The sequence below is a fragment of the Micromonospora sp. ABR4_055 genome, from assembly GCF_056160425.1.
Map to the genome: position 1 here is coordinate 1 of NZ_JBSWXD010000129.1, position 20,216 is coordinate 20,216.

17 protein-coding genes are annotated in these 20,216 nt (G+C 71.0%); 7 read left to right on the forward strand and 10 right to left on the reverse strand.

Annotated features, from left to right (window positions below; genetic code table 11):
• On the forward strand, nucleotides 1-1,672 hold a 1,672-nt coding region (locus ACXAHD_RS24280), incomplete at its 5' end, for a tetratricopeptide repeat protein (RefSeq protein WP_475053385.1).
• Here ACXAHD_RS24280 and ACXAHD_RS24285 read toward each other — a convergent pair.
• Genes ACXAHD_RS24285 through ACXAHD_RS24320 form a run of 8 tightly spaced genes read right to left on the reverse strand, consistent with a single transcriptional unit; the run spans nucleotide 1,647 to nucleotide 10,376 of the window.
• Nucleotides 1,647-2,690 (reverse strand): lysylphosphatidylglycerol synthase domain-containing protein, encoded by a 1,044-nt coding sequence (locus ACXAHD_RS24285; RefSeq protein ID WP_281554703.1) that lies wholly within the window; start codon nucleotides 2,688-2,690, stop codon nucleotides 1,647-1,649. The two genes, ACXAHD_RS24280 and ACXAHD_RS24285, sit on opposite strands and share 26 nt — an antisense overlap.
• Complete coding sequence (locus ACXAHD_RS24290; RefSeq protein WP_475053388.1) at nucleotides 2,687-3,733, reverse strand: glycosyltransferase; 1,047 nt, start codon at nucleotides 3,731-3,733, stop codon at nucleotides 2,687-2,689. Before ACXAHD_RS24290 ends, ACXAHD_RS24285 begins: the two co-directional genes overlap by 4 nt.
• Nucleotides 3,734-3,756: 23 nt before the next feature.
• Complete coding sequence (locus ACXAHD_RS24295) at nucleotides 3,757-4,941, reverse strand: endonuclease/exonuclease/phosphatase family protein (RefSeq protein WP_281554701.1); 1,185 nt, start codon at nucleotides 4,939-4,941, stop codon at nucleotides 3,757-3,759.
• Nucleotides 4,938-5,957, reverse strand: a complete 1,020-nt coding sequence (locus ACXAHD_RS24300; protein WP_475053390.1) for a glycosyltransferase family 2 protein — start codon at nucleotides 5,955-5,957, stop codon at nucleotides 4,938-4,940. Before ACXAHD_RS24300 ends, ACXAHD_RS24295 begins: the two co-directional genes overlap by 4 nt.
• 1 nt (nucleotide 5,958) lies before the next feature.
• Nucleotides 5,959-6,969 carry a glycosyltransferase family 2 protein gene (locus ACXAHD_RS24305; RefSeq protein WP_281554699.1) on the reverse strand — a complete coding sequence of 337 codons (1,011 nt, stop codon included), beginning with the start codon at nucleotides 6,967-6,969 and terminating at the stop codon, nucleotides 5,959-5,961.
• 29 nt (nucleotides 6,970-6,998) lie between these two features.
• Entirely contained in the window at nucleotides 6,999-8,009 is a 1,011-nt protein-coding gene (locus ACXAHD_RS24310) for a UbiA prenyltransferase family protein (protein WP_281554698.1), read from the reverse strand.
• Between the two features lie 13 nt (nucleotides 8,010-8,022).
• Entirely contained in the window at nucleotides 8,023-9,066 is a 1,044-nt protein-coding gene (locus ACXAHD_RS24315) for an NAD-dependent epimerase/dehydratase family protein (protein ID WP_289212765.1), read from the reverse strand.
• Nucleotides 9,060-10,376: an aspartate aminotransferase family protein gene (locus tag ACXAHD_RS24320; RefSeq protein WP_289213574.1), complete on the reverse strand. Its 1,317-nt coding sequence runs from the start codon at nucleotides 10,374-10,376 to the stop codon at nucleotides 9,060-9,062. The genes ACXAHD_RS24315 and ACXAHD_RS24320 overlap by 7 nt, the downstream gene beginning before the upstream one ends.
• A gap of 318 nt (nucleotides 10,377-10,694) precedes the next feature.
• Here ACXAHD_RS24320 and ACXAHD_RS24325 point away from each other — a divergent pair, with 318 nt between their 5' ends.
• From ACXAHD_RS24325 to ACXAHD_RS24345, 5 genes are all read left to right on the forward strand, one after another.
• Nucleotides 10,695-11,705, forward strand: coding sequence for a glycosyltransferase family 2 protein (locus ACXAHD_RS24325; protein WP_348650122.1), 1,011 nt, complete (start codon nucleotides 10,695-10,697; stop codon nucleotides 11,703-11,705).
• On the forward strand, nucleotides 11,702-12,412 hold the full coding sequence (locus tag ACXAHD_RS24330) for a polysaccharide deacetylase family protein (protein ID WP_281554695.1): 711 nt from the start codon (nucleotides 11,702-11,704) through the stop codon (nucleotides 12,410-12,412). Before ACXAHD_RS24325 ends, ACXAHD_RS24330 begins: the two co-directional genes overlap by 4 nt.
• Nucleotides 12,412-13,047 carry a class I SAM-dependent methyltransferase gene (locus ACXAHD_RS24335; protein WP_281554694.1) on the forward strand — a complete coding sequence of 212 codons (636 nt, stop codon included), beginning with the start codon at nucleotides 12,412-12,414 and terminating at the stop codon, nucleotides 13,045-13,047. The genes ACXAHD_RS24330 and ACXAHD_RS24335 overlap by 1 nt, the downstream gene beginning before the upstream one ends.
• Nucleotides 13,048-13,112: 65 nt before the next feature.
• A complete protein-coding gene (locus ACXAHD_RS24340; RefSeq protein WP_281567355.1) occupies nucleotides 13,113-14,312 on the forward strand; it encodes a glycosyltransferase 87 family protein in 1,200 nt (399 codons plus the stop codon).
• A gap of 125 nt (nucleotides 14,313-14,437) precedes the next feature.
• On the forward strand, nucleotides 14,438-15,355 hold the full coding sequence (locus ACXAHD_RS24345; RefSeq protein ID WP_281554692.1) for an aldo/keto reductase: 918 nt from the start codon (nucleotides 14,438-14,440) through the stop codon (nucleotides 15,353-15,355).
• A gap of 79 nt (nucleotides 15,356-15,434) precedes the next feature.
• Here ACXAHD_RS24345 and ACXAHD_RS24350 read toward each other — a convergent pair whose 3' ends face one another.
• Together ACXAHD_RS24350 and ACXAHD_RS24355 are read right to left on the reverse strand one after the other, a co-directional pair.
• On the reverse strand, nucleotides 15,435-17,918 hold the full coding sequence (locus tag ACXAHD_RS24350; protein WP_281554691.1) for a DNA gyrase/topoisomerase IV subunit A: 2,484 nt from the start codon (nucleotides 17,916-17,918) through the stop codon (nucleotides 15,435-15,437).
• A 40-nt stretch (nucleotides 17,919-17,958) separates the two neighbouring features.
• The gene (locus tag ACXAHD_RS24355) at nucleotides 17,959-20,016 is read right to left on the reverse strand and encodes a DNA gyrase/topoisomerase IV subunit B (protein ID WP_289212764.1); all 2,058 of its coding nucleotides are present in this window, start codon (nucleotides 20,014-20,016) and stop codon (nucleotides 17,959-17,961) included.
• Here ACXAHD_RS24355 and ACXAHD_RS24360 point away from each other — a divergent pair.
• A partial coding sequence (locus ACXAHD_RS24360; protein ID WP_475053397.1) for a hypothetical protein occupies nucleotides 20,005-20,216 on the forward strand: 212 nt, incomplete at its 3' end. The genes ACXAHD_RS24355 and ACXAHD_RS24360 overlap by 12 nt on opposite strands.

Here is a 20,216-nt window from a genome sequence, read left to right on the forward strand (position 1 = left end):
TTGTGTGCCAGGAAAAGTGGAAAAAAGACTCCCTTGTGTTTCCATTCAGCCCCTTTTTCCCTTTCCCGCCGTTCTGGGGGGTGGGCAAGCGACCCGCCCCCCCCCCCCCCCCACCGCGCCTCTGGTCGAGCTGGTCCGTGAACTCGCCGATCAGCACCGGCGCCTCGATCTGCTCGATGCCGGTGGCGACCGACGCACCGGCGTACGCGCGGTGTTCTCCTGGTCCTACCTGCACCTGCCGGCCGACGCCGCCCGCGCGTTCCGGCTGCTGGGGCTACATCCCGGGCCTGCTCTGGAGCCGCACGCCGCCGCTGCGATCACCGCCACCTCGGTGCCCGACGCCCGGCGGTTGCTCGAGCTGCTCGCCCGCGCCCACCTGATCGAACGTGGGCCCGGCCACCGCTACGGGATGCACGACCTGCTCCGGGCGTACGCCGTGGACCTCGCCGGCCAGCAGGATTCACCGGTCGACCGGCACCGGGCGATGACCATCCTGTTCGACCACTACCTGCACACCGCCGCAGCTGCCATGGACCTGCTCTTCCCCGCCGAGCGCCACCGGCGGCCGGCGGTGACCGGCCCGAGCGTCGCCGCGCGGCCGCTGCTCGACGCCGCTGCGGCCCGGGCCTGGCTGGAGCAGGAACGGGCCAACCTGGTCGGCGCCGTCGTGCACACCGCCGGGAACGGCTGGCCGGAACATGCCCGGCGGCTCGTGCTCACCATCTTCCGCTACCTGGAGGGCGCCGGCCACTACCCGGAAGCGGTCACCGTGCACCACCACGGTCTACTCGCGGCCGAGATCATCGGTGACCGGGACTCGCAGGCGCACATGATGACGAACATCGCCGTGTTGTACGGGATGCAGGGGCACCGGCAGTTGGTCGCCGACCACCTGCAGCGGGCGCTGGTGCTCTACCGGCAAACCGGCGAACGCGCGGGGAAGGCCCGCGCGCTGGGTAACCTCGGCGTCTTCCATGGCCAGCAGGGCCAGTACGACCAGGCCACCGCCCATCTGAGGGAGGCGCTCGGCCTGCTCCGGGGAGCTGGTGAGGCGCACGGTGAGGCGATGGCGCTGGGCAACCTCGGCTGGATCGCCGTTTTACAGGGCCGTTACGCCGAGGCGGCCGAGCACCTGTCCGACGCGATCGCCCTGTGCCGACGGATCGGGCACCGGGTGGGGATGGCGTTCGCGCTGGACTCGCTGGGCCAGCTGCACGCCCGACTGGGCAGCTTCCGGGCCGCCGCCGACCACCACGGGCAGGCCCTGGAGATCTACCGGGACACCAGTCAGCCGATGGGTGCGGCGTCCGCGCTGGTCGGACTCGCGAACGCGCTGATGGAGGTCGGCCACGCCACCGCGGCCCGCGACCACTACCAGCAGGCGCTGTCGCTCTCCGCGCAGATCGGCGACCGGGCGCAGCAGGCCCGGGCGCACGCCGGACTGGCCCGTGCCGGGCAGCGGTTGGCCGACGCCGACCACGGTCGCACCACCCCCGACGAGGTATGGGACCACTGGTGCCACGCGCTGGCCCACTTCAGCGCGATCGGCGCTCCCGAGGCCGAGCAGATTCGGGCCCGGCTGAGCGCCGCGGACCGTGAGCGGGCCGACGCCGAGCCCGGTAGCGCCTCAGGCGCCCAGGTCGCGTTCAGCGCACCGGCACCGGGTCGCTGAGCACGGCGCCCGCCCTCCGTCGCCGGTGCAGGTACTGGGCGAGCAGCAGCCCGCCGGCTCCGACCGCGACGTCGCTGAGCACGCAGACCAACCGACTGGCCAATACCACGGTTCCGGCCAGCGGCAACGGCATCACCGACGCGAGGGCCAACGCGAGCACCGCTTCGCGCACGCCGATGCCGTCCGGCGCCACCATCACCAGCAATCCGGTGACGGTGGCCAGCGCGAACCCCGCGACGCAGATCAGGTACGACCGGCCGGCCGGTGCCCCGGCGACGACCGCCAGCAGCCACAGGTGATGGCCAGAGATGATCCACGACAGCGACTGCGCCAGGATGGACCGACGCACCCCACCGGCTGAGGCCCGGACCTGCGGCTCGGGCCGGCGCAGCACCCGGGCGGCCAGCCGGATACCGCGATCGAGCAGGTCGGGCCGGATCAGCAGGACGGCAACCGGCAGCGCGGCGGCGGCTATCCACCACATCCCGCCGCCGGCGACGGAGGGGCCGGCGGCAATTCCCACGGTGAGCCCGGTGAGCGCGACGATGCTCCAGCTGAGTACGAACACCGAGGCCAGGCGGACCGGACCGACGTCGACCGCCTTGCCCATCCGGACCAGCACCGGCAACGCGACGAAGCGCCCGGGCACGAACTTGACGAGGAAGCCGACGAAGAAGATCCGGGCCGCGGTCCAGGTGTCGACCCGGGCGCCCAGGTCGACGAAGAGCGCCCGCCAGGACAGCACCCCGAAGACCAGTCCGACGCAGTTGACCGCGAAGGCACCGCCGACGGTGAGGTAGACGGCGACCGGGTCGAGGGACCCGGCCAGCTCACGAACCGGTGCCCAGTCCTGGGTCCGCAGCACAGTGACCAGTCCGACCACCAGCAGGGCGATGAACACGACGACGAGCACCCGGTTCAACACCCGCAACCAACGACCCCACCGGCCGGACGACGTCACGGCGCTCTGCGGACGGCCCGGCACCGTAGCGCCGGCCTCGTCGACACGGGCGGTCACCGGCCCGTCTCCGGTGCCGGGGCCGACCGGCCCGGTCGGCGACGGGTCGAGCGCACCAGCCCGGCGGCGAATCCGACGGTCATCCCCGCCAGTTGGGTGGTGTGCATCAGGAAGTGCATCGCGACGAAGAACACCAGGAACCGGTTTCCCTTCCGGCGCCGGACGAAGCGGAACAGAGCCCCGTCCACCAGGACGAAGACGGTGAAGGTGGCCGCCGGCACCGCCAACAGCCAGCCGGCGACGACGGCCAGCGGCAGGGTCACGGCCGTCGCCGCGCAGCACAGCATCGCGGTCACTGCAGCGACGTCGACGCCTGAAGCGGGACGCGTGGTGTCGGGCCGGTGCCCACCGGCGCGGTGCACCCGATGTCGGTCGTCAGCAGCGAGCACGCCGACCAGCAACGCCCCGTAGCCGACCGCTCGGCGGACGTGTTCGGCCAGGAACGGCAGCAGCCGGTCGACGTCATCGTGCCGGCCCACCACGTCGGCGCTCATCCGGATCTCGTACCGGGCGGGCAGTCGGGTGCCGAACTCGATGTCCTCCGCGTCCCGCAGCCGCTCGTCGAAGCCGCCCACGTCGTCGAACGCCTGCCGCCGAATCGCGGTCAACGCGAACAACGTGGCATCCGCGACGCCGTCACGCTGCCGCCGCCAGTAGTGTTCGAACAGGGTCTTGTAGATCTCCACCGGGCCGTCGGCGGCCAGCGGCTCCGCGTCGTAGATGCCCTGCACGACCGCGCACCCGGGATGCTCCCGGAGCACCCTCAGGGCGTTGCCGACCGCGTCCGGCGCAAGCGCGATGTCGGAGTCGACGAAGAACAGCACTTCACCGACGGCCGCCGCCGCACCGGCGTTGCGTGCGGCGGACACCCCCTGGTTGGTGGGCAGGCAGATCAACCGGCAGGGCAGCCCGGCGGCGATCTCCCGGGATCCGTCGGTGCTGGCGTCGTCGACCACGATCACCTCGACCGGCTGGCAGGTCTGGCGGTACACGGCGCGGACACAGTCGGCCAGGGTCTTTGCCTTGTTGTATGTCGGGATCACCACCGACACTGTCGGGTACCCGGTCACCATGACACCCACAGCGTCTGCGGCCGGTGGTCGGACATGCCCCGGGCGTCGCCGAACTCGTACCGGTGCACGGTGACTCCGGCGGAGACCAGCGCCCAGTCCAGTCTCCAGGACGACACCTGTTCGGTGGGCCACGACGCGAGGTAGACGGACCGGCTGGCCGACTCGGCGTCGCGCAAGCCGGTCGGCAGGCGGCGCAGGTCACCCATAGCGGGGCTGGTGTTCAGGTCCCCGGCCAGCACCACCGGGTTGTCGTTGCCCGCCACGTCCGCGGCCAGCGCCCGGAACTGCGGTATCCGACGCTGGTGCTGTTCCCGGACCGTCCGGTGGAACTCCTCGCTGAACAGGCTGGGGCCGCCGGCCCACAACGGCACCGGCAGGTGCGCGTTGTAGGTGGACAGCACCCGGTCACCGACCCGCACGTCGGTGCGGAGCACCTGGTAGCGCCAGAAGTCGGTGAAAGCATCCGGGGCCGGGGGAAGTCCGTCGGCCTCCAGCGGCGTCTGGGCGACGATCGGGTACCGGGACAGGGTGACGAGCTCACCGATGACCGCCACCTGGAAGCCCGGCATCTCCCGGCGCAGCCGGTCGAGGTCGTCGACCGGCACGATCACGCCGTCGACCTCGGCGATGTACTCCTGCAGCAGGTATACGTCGGCCCGCTGGTCGCGCAACATTCGGTAGAAGTCGTCGGCCCGGTCGGTGGTGTGCCAGTACCCGGTGTTCCAGGAGAGCACCCGTAACGCGTCCGGCGGCACCTGCGGCGTCGACCGCAGCGGACCGGGCAGGTTGATTCCGGCCAGTCCGGCGCCGGCCAGCAGCGACACGGCGCACATCAGCGCCGCCGGGCGCCGGGTCCGCCGACAGCCGGCCGCCGCCGCGACGAACAGCAGCGGTACGGCGACGAACATCACCGGCGGCATCAGCTCGGCGAGTACCCACCACCAGACGCGCCCGCTGAGCAGCCGGTGGGCCAGCACGTACGCCAGCCAGGCCGCCGAGCCGGTCAGGAACACCCGGCCGAGCCAGCGGCGCCACCACCGTCCCCACGGTCCCAGCCCTGCTGAGCCGCCGCCGGTGGGCGTCGCCTCGGCCGGACCGTCGCCGGTGCCCGGCGTCATGTCGACCGGGCCGGCCTCGGCCGGTGCGACGTCACCGGCGGCAGCGGCCTGAGCGGTCATACGGTGGCCTCCGCGGGGAAGGTGCTGTCGTAGAGCTGTCGGAACGGCCGGGACACCAGCCACTGCAGCGTACCGACCGCCACTCCCGCCGTGATAGTCACATTGACCACAAAGTGCACTGCGACGAAGAAGATCAGGAACGGGACTCCGCGCAGCCGGTGCGCCAGAGCGTACATCGGCCGGTCGGCGGCGACCGAAGCGATGAACAACCCGAGGGGCACCACCGACCACAGCGGACCGAGCAGCGCCGGCAGCGCCACCGCCGGCACTGCGGCGGCCGCCGCCAGGCTGCCCCAGGCTCGCGACGCCGTCTCGAATCCGGTGGCGAACCGGCGGGCCCGGGCGTACAGCGGGATTCGCAGCCGGGCCCGGTGAAAGAGCTTGCGCAGCAACGGCACCAGCTGGTGGTCGTGATCGTGCCGGCCGCGGACCCGGGAGGTCAACCGGAGCTGGTGACGGCGGGACAGCCGGTAACCGTAGTCGACCTCCTCGGTCTGCTTCAGCGCCGGGTTGAACGGCCCCACCTCCTGGTAGACGCGGCGTCGGATGGCGCACATCGCCGGGAACAGGAAGGTGACGTTGCCCTCGCCGCTGGCCGACCAGTGGTGGTACTGCAGCCCTCGGTAGCGGGCGACAGCGGTGTCGTGCAGCAGCGGCTCCGGGTCCTCGATGCCGCAGACCGCGCCGACCTCCGGCTGAGCCTGCAGAATGGCGACCGCCTCGGCAACCGCGTCGGGGGCCATCGCCACGTCGGCGTCGACGAAGAACAGGATCTCGCCGCTGGTGCTGGCGACGCCGATGTTGCGGGCCCGGCCGCAGCCGCCGTTGTCGGCCAACGCGATCACCCGTACGCCCTGCGCCTCGGCGACCGCCACCGAATCGTCGGTGCTGCGGTCGTCGACAACCAGCACCTCGATCGCCGGGTAGCTCTGGTCGGCGATCGCCTGCAGGCACACCGCCAGCGAGTCGGCGTAGTTGTAACTCGGCACGATCACCGAGACCAGTGGAGTCGACATGTCACACCGCCTCGGCCGGCTTGTCGTAGAGCCGCCGGAACGCCCGCGACGTGAGGTAGCTGGCGAAGCCGACGGCCGCGGCGACGCCCATCACCACGTTCATCAGGAAGTGCATGGCGACGAAGTAGCCGACGAACAGCGGGTTGCGGCGGGCCGCGACGAACCGGTACATCGGCCAGTCGCAGGCAACGAAGCCAGCCAACGCGGCCACCGGTAGCAGGCTCCACCAGGGACCGAGCAGCAGCGGCAGGACGGCGGTCAGCACGGTGAGCAGTGCGGCGACGCTGCTCCACGCCCGGGGGCCGCTGCGCAGCCCGCCGGGGAAGGTGGGATTTTGGGCGTACATCGGGATGTGCAACATCGTGCGGGTGAAGACCTTACGGATCATCACCCGCAGTTCGTGGTCGTGGTCGTGCACGCCGCGCACCGCCGGAGTCAGCCAGATCTCGTACCGGCTGGCCAGTCGGAACCCGTAGTCAGCGTTCTCGGTCTCGCGCAGGCGCGGGTTGAACGGCCCGATCTCGGTGAACACCTCGGCACGCATCGCCAGCAGCGCGGTGTACATGGTGTGGATGCGCCCCTCGTCGGCGATCAGCCAGTAGGACTGCTGCATGCAGCGGTACTCCTCGACCAGGCTGTCGCGGATCAGCGGCACCGGGTCGTAGTTGCCGCACACCGCACCGATCTCCGGCCGTTCGGTGAGCAGCGCCACCGCGTTGGCCACCGCGTCGGGTTTGGCGGCCACGTCCGAGTCGACGAAGAACAGGATCTCCCCGTTGGCGTTGGCCGCGCCGAGGTTGCGGGCCACCGAGGGACCGCCGTTGACCGGGGTCTGCACGACCCGAACGCCGTACGACTCGGCCACCACCACCGAGTCGTCGGTGCTGCGGTCGTCGACGACGATGATCTCCAGGTGGGGGTACGTCTGGGCGCGCAGCGCGGACAGACACAGCCCCAGCGCCCGGGCGTAGTTGTAGTTCGGCACGATGACCGACACGAGCGGGTCAGGCATAGGAAGAGACCACTTTCGGAAAGGATTCGCTAGGACGACGGGTACTGGGCGGCGAGCAGGGCGATACCGACGCTGGCGGCGAGCAGCGCGGCGGCGACGACGATCAGGCGGTCCCGCAGTACGGTCCGGACCGGGTCGCCGCCGCCCCGACGGACCAGCACCGCCTGCAGGTAGCGGGAGATCCCGAACAGCACGAGCGGTACGGCGCTCAGCAGCAGGGCGTTGCGGTACACACCGACCGGCGCGTCCGAGTGCAGGTAGAGCAGGAAGCCGATGACCGCGACGGTGGCGTTCACGGTGAGCAGTTGGTCGGCGAGGTTGAGGTTGTAGCCGCGCAGCGCCGGGCGGTGCGCGGCACCGTCGACGGCGAGCTCCTGCCGGCGTTTGCCAAGGATCAGCAGCAGACAGGTGGCGAAGACGGTGGTCAGCAGCCAGGCCGAGACCGGGCCGGCGGTCGCCGCGTAGCCGAGCAGCACCCGTAGCACGAAGCCGGCGGCGACCACGCAGATGTCGACCAGCGGGACGTGTTTGAGCCACCGGCTGTACGCCAGGTTGAGCACGAGGTAGCCGGCGACCGGCCACCAGGCCAGGGCAGGTCCGGCGACGACGCCGGCCGCCAGTGCGGCGGCGAGCGCGGCACCGAACAGCCAGGCGGTGGCTGGCGGGATCCTGCCGCTGGCCACCGGTCGGGACCGCTTCGACGGGTGACCGGCGTCCAATCGCCGGTCGGCGACGTCGTTGACCACGTACACCAGCGACGACGCCAGGGTGAACAGCAGCACCGCCCAGCCGACCCGGCCGAGCGTGGCGGCGGTCCAGACCGGGGCGTCCAGCAGCGCGATCGGAACGGCGAGCAGGTTCTTCGGCCACTGCTGCGGCCGGGTCAGCGCGGCAAGGTCGACGGTGGTCCGCACCATCCGGGCGGCCACGCCGCGCGCCGTCCACCCGGACCGTCCGGTCCGGGACGGGCGGGCATCCGGCGGTGCCACCGGTGTCGCGGACACCGATGTCGGCTCGGCCGCGACCTCGACAGCGGGCATCGGCACCTCCTGGCTAGAAGAAGACCTTGGCGGCGGCGAGCACGCCCTGCCGCCACGGGTCGCGGCTGGTACGGCCGCTGGCACCGGCCGGCGTACCGCTCGTCCGCTGCCCCTGCCACCACCGGAACGTCTCCAGCACCGCGTCCCGGTTGCTGTACCGAGGGCTGAACCCGAGTCGCCGCCGGGCCCGACCGATATCGACGTAGGAGTCGTCCATCAGCTTGTGCAGCAGCCGGCCGTACACCGGGGACAACTTGGTGCGTTCCAGCAGGCCGAGGGCGGCGAGGGCGGGCCGGGCCGGCAGTGCGACCACCCGCTTGCCGTGCCCGGCGGCGTCCAGCACCGCCTGAAAGTCCTCGCGCAGCGTGCCGAACTCGGCGGCGCCGATGTTGTACGTGTCGTTGGCGACCTCGGCCGGTGCCCGCAGCACGGTGACCACCGCTTCGACCAGGTCGGCGACGTGCAGCATCTGGATCCGGACCTGGCCGTCGCCGAGCACCGGGAAGTTGCGTCCCTCCTGGGCCCACTGGAACAGCATCGAGAACAGCCCCATCCGGCCGGGGCCGAGGAACGTCTTCGGCCGCAGCACCGGCAGCACCAGGTCGGCGCCACGGTAGCCGACCGCCAGCCGTTCGGCGTCCGCCTTGGCGGTGCTGTAGGGGTCGACCGGCGCGTACGGGTGCTCCTCCGGCGTCGGCACCTGTCGGGGCAGCCCGTAGACCGCGGTGGAGGAGATGTAGACCAGCCGGGGCACCCGTGCGGCACGCACCGCGTCGAGCACCGCCCGGCTGCCGTCGACCACGATGGAGCGGATCTGCGCCGCCGGGTAGCTGGGCAGCGCGGCGGCGCAGTGCACGACCGCGTCGGCTCCGGTCAGCGCCTGCCTCAGCGCGGCCGAATCCCGCACGTCGCCGATCAGGTGCCGGTAGTCGGGCGGGGCGGTGCCCGGTGCGGGTTCCCGCAGGTCGAGTCCGACCACCTCGACGCCGTCAGCAACCAGCCTTGCCACCACCGACGAGCCGAGCATGCCGGCGGCACCGGTCACGGCGATCACCACAGCGAGCCGACCTTCTGCGCCACGAACCGGGTCAGCAGCCGGTTGAGGCCCTGGTCGAGGACCTTGTCCAGACTGTCCAGGAAGTACTCGACGTCGTCGTCGGAGGCGACCAGCGGCGGGCCGACCACGAGCGGGCTGGCGCCGTTGAGGGTGTAGTAGGAGTAGATGTCATGGTCGCGGTAGAGCGCGTTGATCACCGCGCAGGTGACCACCTTGGTCCGCAGCTGCGGATCCCGGGCCAGGCCGGCGGGTGCCAGCTTCGCGGCCAGGTCCAGCACCTTCGGACCGCCGTCGATGAACACCCCCCAGAGCGCGCCCGATCCGGCGACGTCGGCGACCGCGTCCGGATGCTGCTTGGCGATCCGCCGCAGGCCGGGTGCCAGCAGTTGCTCGATTCGGCGGGCCTGGCCCGGGTAGTCGTCCTCGACGGCGATGTTGACCGCTTCGATCGCGGTGGCGCATTCCTCACCGAACCCGTAGTAGGTGGTCGAGGTCGAATGCATCAGCGCGTCCATCGGGTTGTCGTACGCCTTGCGGAAAATTCCTTCCCGGGCGACGTACGCCGAGATGGACGACTTGCCGCCGCCGAACGACTTCGAGGTGGTCAGCACGTCCGGCAGGAGTCCGGGATAGCGCATGAAGTAGAACAGGCTGCCGGTCTTTCCCCAGCCGGTGTAGATCTCGTCGAAGATGAGCACGATCTTGTGCTCGGTGCACAGGTCACGAAGGCCACGCAGGAACTCCTCCGAGCACCAGCGCATGGTGGAGGCACTGAACGGCTCGATCAGGATCGCGTAGACGTCGTCGGGATGCGCTGCGACCGCGGCGCGTACCGATTCGAGATCGTCGTAACCGAATGTCACGACACCGGAAATGCCGGGAAACTTGAAATGGTTCTGCGCTCCGCCAGTCAGGCTGCCGGAGCCGAGAAGCTTGCCGTGGAAGCTGATGTCGGCACGCAGGATGGTGTTCCGTCGCCCGCCATGGACCTTGTAGGCCAGCTTGACCGCGCCCTCGACCGCCTCGGCGCCCGAGTTTGGCAAGAAGGACATGTTCAGGTCACCGGGCAGCACCTCGGCCAGGTTGTGGGCCAGCGCGGCGACGTACGGCGAGAAGTAGGTCTTGTGCACCTCCATCCGCTGCCGCTCGGCGAACCGGCGGCGCGCCGCCAGGATGCGGGGATGGTTGTGTCCATGGTTGAGTACGCCGACCCCGCCGGTGAAGTCGAGGATGCGACGGCCGTCCCCTAGGTACAGGTAGGCGCCTTCGGCGCGGTCGACCAACTCCCGACCGAAACCGAAGGACGTCATCAGACCGACCTGGCTCCGGTTGACGTACCGCCGGTACAGATCGTGCACCTGTTTGACGGAGAGCTCGTCGCAATCATCGACGGTGAACAGATCAGACACCTATCGAGCCTTTCTCCAGAACTGGCGGCGACTCCAGAGGAACGCGGAGCACCGCCGGGAGCCCCTGCAATTGTGCCGACGGGTACTGAATGACGACTGTAAGACGACTGGATCGGCACTGGAGCACGGTATCCAGAAGATTGACCGTGACCGTCACTACGACTATCGTCTCGGCCAGTCACGGTGACGCACTTCCCGGCGGTCCCGACATTCGACAAGGTGGTGTCCGTGCCCCCGCACGTATCGGTCGTCATTCCCGCCTACAACAGCGAACGGACCCTCCATGCCTGTCTGGGCGCCGTGTACGGGCAGACACACCCTCCGGTGGAGGTGATCGTCGTCGACGACGCGAGCACCGACCGGACCCGGGAGATCGCCCGGCGGTTCCCGGTACGGCTGCTGCAGACCCTGGTCAACAGCGGCCCGGCCGCCGCCCGCAACCGCGGGATCAAGGCGAGCACCGGCGACGTGGTCTTCTTCGTCGACGCCGACTGCGCACCGACACCGACCGCAATCGCCACCGCGCTGCGGATCATGGCCGACGAGCCGGACATCGACTGTGTCCACGGCGTGTACCTCACCCAGCCGTTGTACGACGACGGCCCGGTCGAGGCGTACCGGCTGCTGCACGCCCACTACTGGCGGATCCGCAACACCGGCCGGGTACGCACCGCGATCTTCGCGCTGTGCGCGGTCCGCCGTTCGGTCTTCGACGACGTCGGGTTCTTCGACGAACGGCTCCGCGCCTCCGAGGACGTCGAGTTGAGCGATCGGATGGCCGACCGGCACGGCATCTGGCTGTCCGCCGACGTGACCTGCCGACACGACGACGACAGCCGGCTCTGGCCGATGCTGCGCAAGCAGTTCGGCCGCTCGCAGATGCTGGTGCCGGTGGCGGTACGGGAACGGGGCCCCGCCGGGCTGCGGGCCAACCGGCCGGGCGGCGTGCTGGCCGCCGCCGCAGTGCTCGGCACCCTGCCGTTGGCCGTGCTGACCCCGGTGCTGCTGGTCCTGCCGGGGCTCGCCCTGGCCTGGTTCGTCGTCGCCGACCCCGGGCTGGTCGGCTTCGTTCGCCGGGAGCGGGGCACCGCGTTCCTCGCCCTGTTCCTCTGCCTGCACTTCCTGGTCCACCTGGCCATCGTCTGCGGCGGCACCGTCGGCGGGGTGCGGTTCCTGCTGGACTCGGACTTCGGCCCGACCCGTCGACTGGCCCCAGGGACGAGCCGGTGAACCAGCTGCCGACACTGCGGGCGAAAGCGCTGGAGGCCGGTTTCCTCGGCGTACGGACCTTTCACCGGCTACGGCCGGTGACCCCGTCGGCGCGGCGCAGCTGGCCGGTGTTCCGGGTCGGAGCCGGCGCGGTCGCGCTCACCGTCGACGACGGCCCGGACCCCCGCTGGACCCCCGCGCTGCTGGATCTCCTCGCCCGGCACCGGGTGCCGGCGACCTTCTTTCTGATCGGCGACCGGGTAGCCGAACACCCGGAGCTGGCCCGACGGATCGTGGCCGCCGGCCACCGGATCGGCAACCATTCGCTGCGCCACCCGATGCCGTTCGCGGCGCTCGACGCCGACCGGTTGCACCGCGAGATCAACCATGCCCAGCAACGAATTCACGACGCTACCGGAGTCACCGCCCGGTTGTTCCGGGCACCCAGCGGCGGATGGTCGACGCGGGTGCTGGCGGCCACCGTTGACGCCGGGCTGACCCCGGTCGACTGGACGGTCAACTCCAGCGACTGGAAGGAACCCGGCGTCGGGCACATCACCCGTACCCTGTCGCGCGCCGGCTCCGGTCACGTGCTGCTCTGCCACGACGGCGGCGGTGACCGGTCGCAGACCATCGCCGCGCTGGGCACCGTGATCCCCCGGCTGCTGTACCGCGGGCTGCGGTTCGTCCCGGTCCCTGACCGCCCTACCGCCGCCGAGGAGGCGTGATGGCCCACCCGTTGTTCCGGATCGCCGCTCGGGCGCTCAACTGGCCGCTGACGGTGCTGGTCCGCCCGTACCCCCGGGTGAACGCCGTGTTGTGGGACCTGCAGTACGCGCTGGGGTTGTGGCGATATCTCGACCAGGGGCGTGACCGCGTCCCGCTGGAACTCGCTCAACGGGTCACGTCGCGACCACGCATCCTGGACCTGGGCTGCGGTACGACCGTCAATCTGGCGCTGCCGCCCGGCGGGTACCGGCACTACCACGGTGTCGACATCAGCCGGGCGGCGATCCGCCGGGCCCGCGCGCTGCGCCGGCCGGACACCTCCTTCGAGGACGCGGACCTGCTGACGTACCGGACCGATGAGCGCTATGACGTGGTTCTGTTCCGCGAGGTGCTCTACTACTTCAGCGTCGACGACGCGGTCGGTCTGCTGCACCGCGCGGCCGACCTGCTAAGACCGGGTGGCCGGGTGCTGGTCTGGGTGTACGACGGGACCACCGACACCGGCCGCGAGCTGCTGTCCCGGGCCCGTAGCTGCGGGCTGCCGGTGCACGATGAGCTTGTCGGCGGGGCGGACGGCGTGGGCAGCGTGCTGGTGCTGGGTGCCGCCGATCCGGCGTGCAGTGGCCGGTCGTGACCGCCCGCGATGCCCTACCGTCGGATGCCCTACCGTCGGATGTGGCCCGCGTAAGGGCCGCGCCGGTGGGCGGGCGACGGCCGGCAGTACGCAGCTGGCTGCTCGGCGGGGCGTTCGCCGCCGTGCTGGGCGTCGCCGCCGGCGTGCTGCACCACACCACCGGCCTGTTCTGGGGTGACCTGGCCGCGTACCGGGCGGGTGCGGTCGCGGCCGCCAGCGGTGACGGGCAGTTGTACCAGGCGGTCCACCATACCCCTGACGGCATCGCGCTCGGCTTCACCTACCCGCCGTTCGCCGCGCTGCTGATGCAGCCGCTGGCCGTGGTCGCGATGCCGGTCGCTGTCGCGGGCTGGACGGCGGCAAGTGTGGTGATGCTGGTCGCGATCATCCGGCTGACCCTGCGGTGGATCGGGCCGCCCGCCCGGCTGGGGCCGCTGTGGACGGCTGGTGCGCTGGTCGGCGCGTTGCCGATCTTCGCGGTGACCGGTCACCTGCAGGTCGGCCAGGTGGGTCTGCTGCTGACCTGGCTGGTGCTGGTCGACCTGGTCGCCGGCCGGGGCGGCCGGTGGCACGGGCTCGGGGTGGGTGTCGCCGCCGGGATCAAACTCACGCCGCTGATCTTCATCGGCTACCTGGTGCTGACCGGGCGGCTGCGGGCCGCCGCCACCGCGACCGTCGCGTTCGCCGCCACGATCGGCGTCGGCTTCGCCTGGCGGCCGACCGACTCGACCTGGTTCTGGACCGGCGGGCTGCTGGACACCGACCGGGTCACCGGGGATCCCCGGACCATCCTGAACCAGTCGTTGTCCGGTGCGGTGACCCGGGCGCTGGACGAACCACGGCCCGGTCTGCCGTGGCTGGTGCTCGCGGTGCTAGTCGGCGCGGCCGGGATGACGGTCGCGGTCCGCTGCGCACGTGCCGGCGACGAACTGCTGGCGGTGCTCGCCTGCGCGGCCACCGGACTGCTGGTCTCCCCTGTCTCCTGGCACCACCACTGGGTTTGGTGGGTGCCGGCGCTGCTGGTCCTCGCCGGTGACCAACGGTGGTCCGGCCGCCGGTGGGCGATCCTCGCGTCCGCCGCCGGCTGGCTGGTCCTGGTGGGCAGCACGAGCTGGGTGCTGGCCAGTCCGGGCGGGTGGGACCTGCACTTCTCCGGGCCGGGGCTGGTCTACAGCAACCTGTACGTGCTGCTGGCGCTCGGTGGGCTCGGGCTGCTGGGCTGGCGGGTACGGCCGGGCCGGACCGGACCCGGGCGGCGGTCATAGGGCCGGCCGGGACAGCTGCGCCGGGGCCGCGTGAACGCACCGATGTCGATACGCTGTCGAACAGTCAACGGTGCTCCGACGTGAAGGGTTCGCCTGTGCAGACACGACCATTTGGTTCCACCGGAATGCGGGTCAGCGCTATCGGTCTCGGCGCCTGGCAGCTGGGCCGATCGTCGCACTGGCCGGACGGGCCGGACGAGGCCGAGGCGGTCCGCATCGTGCACACCGCGCTCGACCACGGCGTCTCCTTCATCGACACCGCGCCGGGCTACGCGGACGGCCGCAGCGAACCCAACATCGGCCGGGCCCTCGCCGGCCGGCGACGGGACGAGGTAGTGATCTGCACCAAGTTTGGCTATCTTCCCGACGGCACCGAAAACTGGTCGGCCAGCGAAATTGAGGCGTCGGTCGAGCGCAGCGCCCGCCGGATGAACGTCGACCACGTCGACATCGTGGTGCTACACAACCCGCCACCAGAGATCCTCGACGGCAGCCGCAGCGACCACTACGAGGTGCTGCACCGGCTGCGGGACAAGGGCGTCATCCGGTCGTACGGCGCTTCGGTGGACTGGAGCGCCGATCTGGACCTCGTGCTGTCCACCAGTGACTCCACCGCGTTCGAAGTCCGGCTGTCAGCGCTCTACCAGGAGCCGTGGCCGGCGGTGGGCCGGGCCCGCGACCGGGGTGCCGGCACGATCGTCAAGGTGCCGCTGGAGTCCGGCTGGCTCTCCGGCCGGTACCACGCCGACAGCGTCTTCGCCGGGGTACGGGACCGCTGGTCGCGAGAGGACGTCGCGGTGCGCGCCGGCCTGGTCGACGAGTTCCGGTCGCTGCTGCCGGCCGGTGTCGGGGTGCTCGCCGGCGCGCTGCGCTTCCTGCTCAGCTACGACGCGGTGTCGACAGTGATCCCGGGAACCAGGTCGGTCGCCCAGCTCACCAGCAGCATCGCCGGTGCCGCCGACGGCCCACTGCCGGCGGACACCGTCGCCGCGATCCGCGCCTGGTACGACCGCCGGCTGGCCGCCACCCCACTGGACTGGTGACTCGGTCCCGGTCGGGTCCCCCGGCCGGGGTCCCGGTCGGAGCGGGGTCGGCCGCCAACGCCGGACCTGCGGTCGGTGGTCAGCCGCGTTCCAGCAGGTGACCGACGACCTGCGGGGCCAGCATCACCGGGGTGCCCGAACTGTCCCGGCGCGGATCGAGCTGCGGCAGCGCCACCGACTCCCCGGACGGGGTGGCACCGACCGGGCGGGAACCCACCCAGGCCAGCTCCAGCCCCGACTCGCCCTTGAGGAACCGCTGCACCCGGACCCCACCGGTGGCCCGACCCTTCGCGGGATACTCGGCGAACGGTGTGACCTTGACGTTGTTCCCGGTGGAGGTGACCACCATCGGCTCGCCGTGTACCGGGTCGTCGGTCCGCACGGCGGCGAAGAACAGCACCCGGGCGTCGGCAGCGAGGTTGATCCCGGCCATGCCGCCCCCCTTGAGCCCCTGCGGACGGACCAGCTTCGCGGCGAACCGCAGCAGCGACGCGTCGGTGGTGACGAACACCAGGCTCTCGGTGCCGTCGGTCAGCCAACTGGCCCCGACGACTTCGTCGCCGTCGCGCAGACCGATCACCTCGAACTCGTCGGCGCGTACCGGCCAGTCCGGCGCGCACACCTTCACCACGCCGTGGCGGGTGCCGAGCGCGAGTCCCGGCGTATCCCGTTGGGCGGCCGGAGCCAGGCCGACGACCTGCTCACCCGCGCTCAACGGCAGCAGTTCGGCAACCGGCATCCCGCCGGACAGCGATACCGTTCCGGACCGTTGCGGCAGCACCGGCAGTGGCAGGACATCGGTACGGACCGCCCGGCCGGTGCTGGTGATCAGCAGCACCTGGCCACGGGCGGTGGCCGGCACCACGGCCTGTACCGCGTCGTGCCTGGCCCGGCTGTTGCGCCGGGCGTCCTCGACCGACTCCTCGCTCTCGGCGACGGTGCGGGCGACCAGCCCGGTGGCGGACAGGATCACCTGGCAGGGGTCGTCGGCGACCTCCAGCGGGCCGGCCGGGACCGAGGCGGCCAGCACCTCCTTGAGGTCACCGTCGACGAGGGTGGTCCGCCGGGGGGTGGCGAACTGCTTGGCCACCTTGGCCAGCTCGTCGGATACCAGCTTGCGCAGCGCCGCGGGGTCGTCGAGGATCCGCGACAGCTCAGCGATCTCGCCACGTAGCCGATCCTGCTCGGCCTCCAGCTCGATCCGGTCAAACCGGGTCAGCCGACGCAGTGGGGTGTCCAGAATGTAGCCGGCCTGCACGGCGGTCAGCCCGAACTCGGCCATCAGCGCGTCCCGCGCCGCCTGCGCATCGTCGCTGCCGCGGATCAGCCGCACCACCCGGTCGATGTCAAGCAGCGCGATCAGCAGACCGTCGACCAGATGCAGTCGGTCCTGGCGACGGCTCCGTCGGTAGAGGCTGCGTCGGGTGACGACGTCGTACCGGTGGGCCAGGAAGGCTTCCAGCAGCTCCTTCAGCCCGAGCGTACGTGGCTGCCCGTCGACCAGCACCAGGTTGTTGACGCCGAACGACTGCTCCATCGGGGTCAGCCGGTAGAGATCGGCGAGCAACGCCTGTGGGTTCACCCCGATCTTGCATTCGATGACCAGGCGGGTGCCGTTCTCCCGGTCGGTCAGGTCCTTGACGTCGGCGATGCCCTGCAGCCGTTTGGTCTTGTTGACCTCTTCGGTGATCTTCTCGATGATCCGCTCGGTGCCGACCCCGTAGGGCAGCTCGGTCACCGTGATCGCCTGCCGCCCACGGCTGCCCTCGAGCAGACCGATCTGCACCTTGGCGCGCATCCGCACCACCCCACGCCCGGTGGCGAACGCACGCCGCACCTCGTCGAGGCCGAGCAGCAGACCACCGGTCGGCAGATCCGGGCCGGGGACGAACTCCATCAGCTTGTCGAGACTCGCGTCGGGATGGCGGATCAGCCAGCGGGTGGCCGCGACGACCTCACCGAGATTGTGCGGGATCATGTTGGTCGCCATCCCGACGGCGATCCCGGACGCCCCGTTGACCAGCAGATTCGGGAAGGCCGCCGGCAACACCTTCGGCTCGGTCAGCGAGCCGTCGTAGTTGGGCTTGAAGTCGACGGTCTCCTCGTCGAGCTCGCCGACGAGCAGCATCGCCGGGCGGGACATCCGCGCCTCGGTGTAGCGGCTGGCCGCCGGACCGTCGTCGGGGGAGCCGAAGTTGCCGTGCCCGTCGACCAGCGGCACGTTGAGCGAGAAGTGCTGTGCCATCCGGACCATCGCGTCATAGATCGCGGTGTCGCCGTGCGGATGGAACTTGCCCATCACGTCGCCCACCACCCGAGCCGACTTGACGTAGCCCCGGTCCGGGCGGTGACCCTGCTCGCTCATCGAGTAGAGAATGCGTCGGTGCACCGGTTTGAGCCCGTCCCGGGCGTCGGGCAGGGCCCGGGCGTAGATGACCGAGTAGGCGTACTCCAGGTAGGAGTCCTGGATCTCGGTCTCCAGCGGGTTGTCCATGATCCGGGCGCCGGCCTGGTCGAACGCGGACAGGTCGACCCCGGACTGCTTGCTCTTGCTGCGTGCCATCTCTACGTTTCCAGCGCTTCCTCGATCGAGCGGGTCATGCTCAGGCGTCGATACTCTCCTGGTCGACCCGGCCGGCCGAGTCGATCAACCAGTTGCGGCGCGGCTCGACCTTCTCCCCCATCAGCAACTCCAGGGTGCGGTCGGCGACCTCCACGTCGGCCAGGGTGATCCGGCGTACCGAGCGGGTCGCCGGATTCATGGTCGTCTCCCACAGCTCGTCTGCGTCCATTTCGCCGAGGCCCTTGAACCGGGGAACCGGGGTGACGACCTGTCGCCCGGCCCGTTCCAGTCGCCGTACGGTCTGCTCCATCTCGGCCTCGGTGAAGGTGAAGATGGTCTCCGCGTTCCGGCCCTTGGTGGTGATCTTGTGGAGCGGGGGCATCGCCGCGTACAGCCGGCCGGCCTCGATCACCGGACGTAGGTACTTGGCGAACAGGGTGATCAGCAGGGTCCGGATGTGCGAGCCGTCGACGTCCGCGTCGGCCATCAGGATCACCCGGCCGTACCGCATGGCGGCCAGGTCGAAGGTGCGCCCGGTGCCGGCGCCGAGGACCTGGACGATCGCCGCCACCTCGGCGTTGCGCAACGTGTCGGCCAGGTTGGCCTTCTGCACGTTGAGGATCTTGCCCCGGATCGGCAGCAGGGCCTGGTACTCGGCGACCCGGGCCATCCGGGCCGAGCCGAGCGCACTGTCGCCCTCCACGATGAACAGCTCGCTGCGCTGCAGGCCGGTCGACCGGCAGTCGACCAGCTTCGGCGGCATGGACGCCCCTTCCAGGGCGGTCTTGCGCCGGGCGGCGTCCTTCTGCTGCTTCTGGGTGAGCCGGACCCGGGCCGCGTCGACCACCTTCTGCAGCACGGTCCGGGCCTCGGTACGGGTCCGGCGGTCCTCCACCCAGGACTTGATGTGCCGCTCCACCACCGTCTGCACCACCCGGGTGATGCCGGCGGTGGAAAGCTCGTCCTTGGTCTGCGAAGTGAACTGGGGCTCCGGGATCCGCACGTGCACCACGGCCGTCATGCCTTCGAGCACGTCGTCGACGGTCGGCGGATCCTCCTTGGGCTTGAGCAGGCCCCGGCTGTTGCGTACCGCGTCGACGACGGCCCGGGTCACCCCGCGCTCGAAACCCCGCCGGTGGGTGCCGCCGTGCACGTTGCGGATGGTGTTGGTGAAGCACTCGACGGTCCGCTCGTAGCCGGTGCCCCAGCCGAGGGCGACCTCCACCTCGGCCCGACGCTCGACGTCGGACTGCATCACGCCGTTGGCGTCGGCGGCGTTCTCCTTGTAGGTGCCGGTGCCGGTGATGAACAGCGTGCCGCTGACCGGTCGGTCCCCGCTCGGGGTGAGGAACTCCACCATCTCGACCAGGCCACGGGGATGGTGGTACACCTCCTCGACCAGTTCATCGGAGGTGGCGTCGCGCAGCACGTAGGTGACCCCGGGCACCAGGAAGGCGGTGTTGCGCAGTCGGGTCCGCACGGCCGTCACGTCGAGTGCGGCGCCGGCGTCGAAGTAGCGGGCGTCGTACCAGTAGCGGATGGAGGTGCCGGTAGCCTCACCGCGCTTCATCCGGCCGACCGCCCGCAGCCCCGACTGCTCTGTGAAACCGGCGGCCGGGCCGGGGCCGTCGAAGGCCCCCGGGACGCCCCGCTGGAACGACATCTCCGACACCCGACCGGCCCGCTTGACCCGCACGTCGAACCGTAGCGAGAGCGCGTTCACCGCCGACGCGCCGACCCCGTGCAGGCCGCCGGACGCCTTGTAACCGGAGCCGCCGAACTTGCCGCCGGCGTGCAGCCGGGTCAGCACCAGCTCGACCCCGGACAGCCCGGACCGGGTGTGCACGTCGGTCGGGATGCCCCGGCCGTCGTCATCGACCTGCACCGAGCCGTCGGCGTGCAGGGTCACCTCGACCCGGCTGGCGTGACCGGCGACGCCCTCGTCGGTGGAGTTGTCGAGGATCTCGTTGAGCAGATGGCCGACACCCCGGCTGTCGGTTGAGCCGATGTACATGCCGGGCCGCTTGCGGACGGCCTCCAGCCCTTCCAGGTGGGTGAGGTCGTCTGCTCCGTACAGCGTCTCAGGTTGTGCAGTCAACGCGTCGAACTCCCGGTGCCGGCCAACGGTGCCCCACCTCGCCGGCGGGCAGGACCGACCGGCAGGGCAACGACGGTGGCCTGCGGGCCACCGTCCGACGAGCGTAACCGCAGCCACCGACAGCGCCGCGGGGGGGGGGGGGGGGGGGGGGGGGGGGGGGGGGGGGGGGGGGGGGGGGGGGGGGGGGGAGGGGGGGGGGG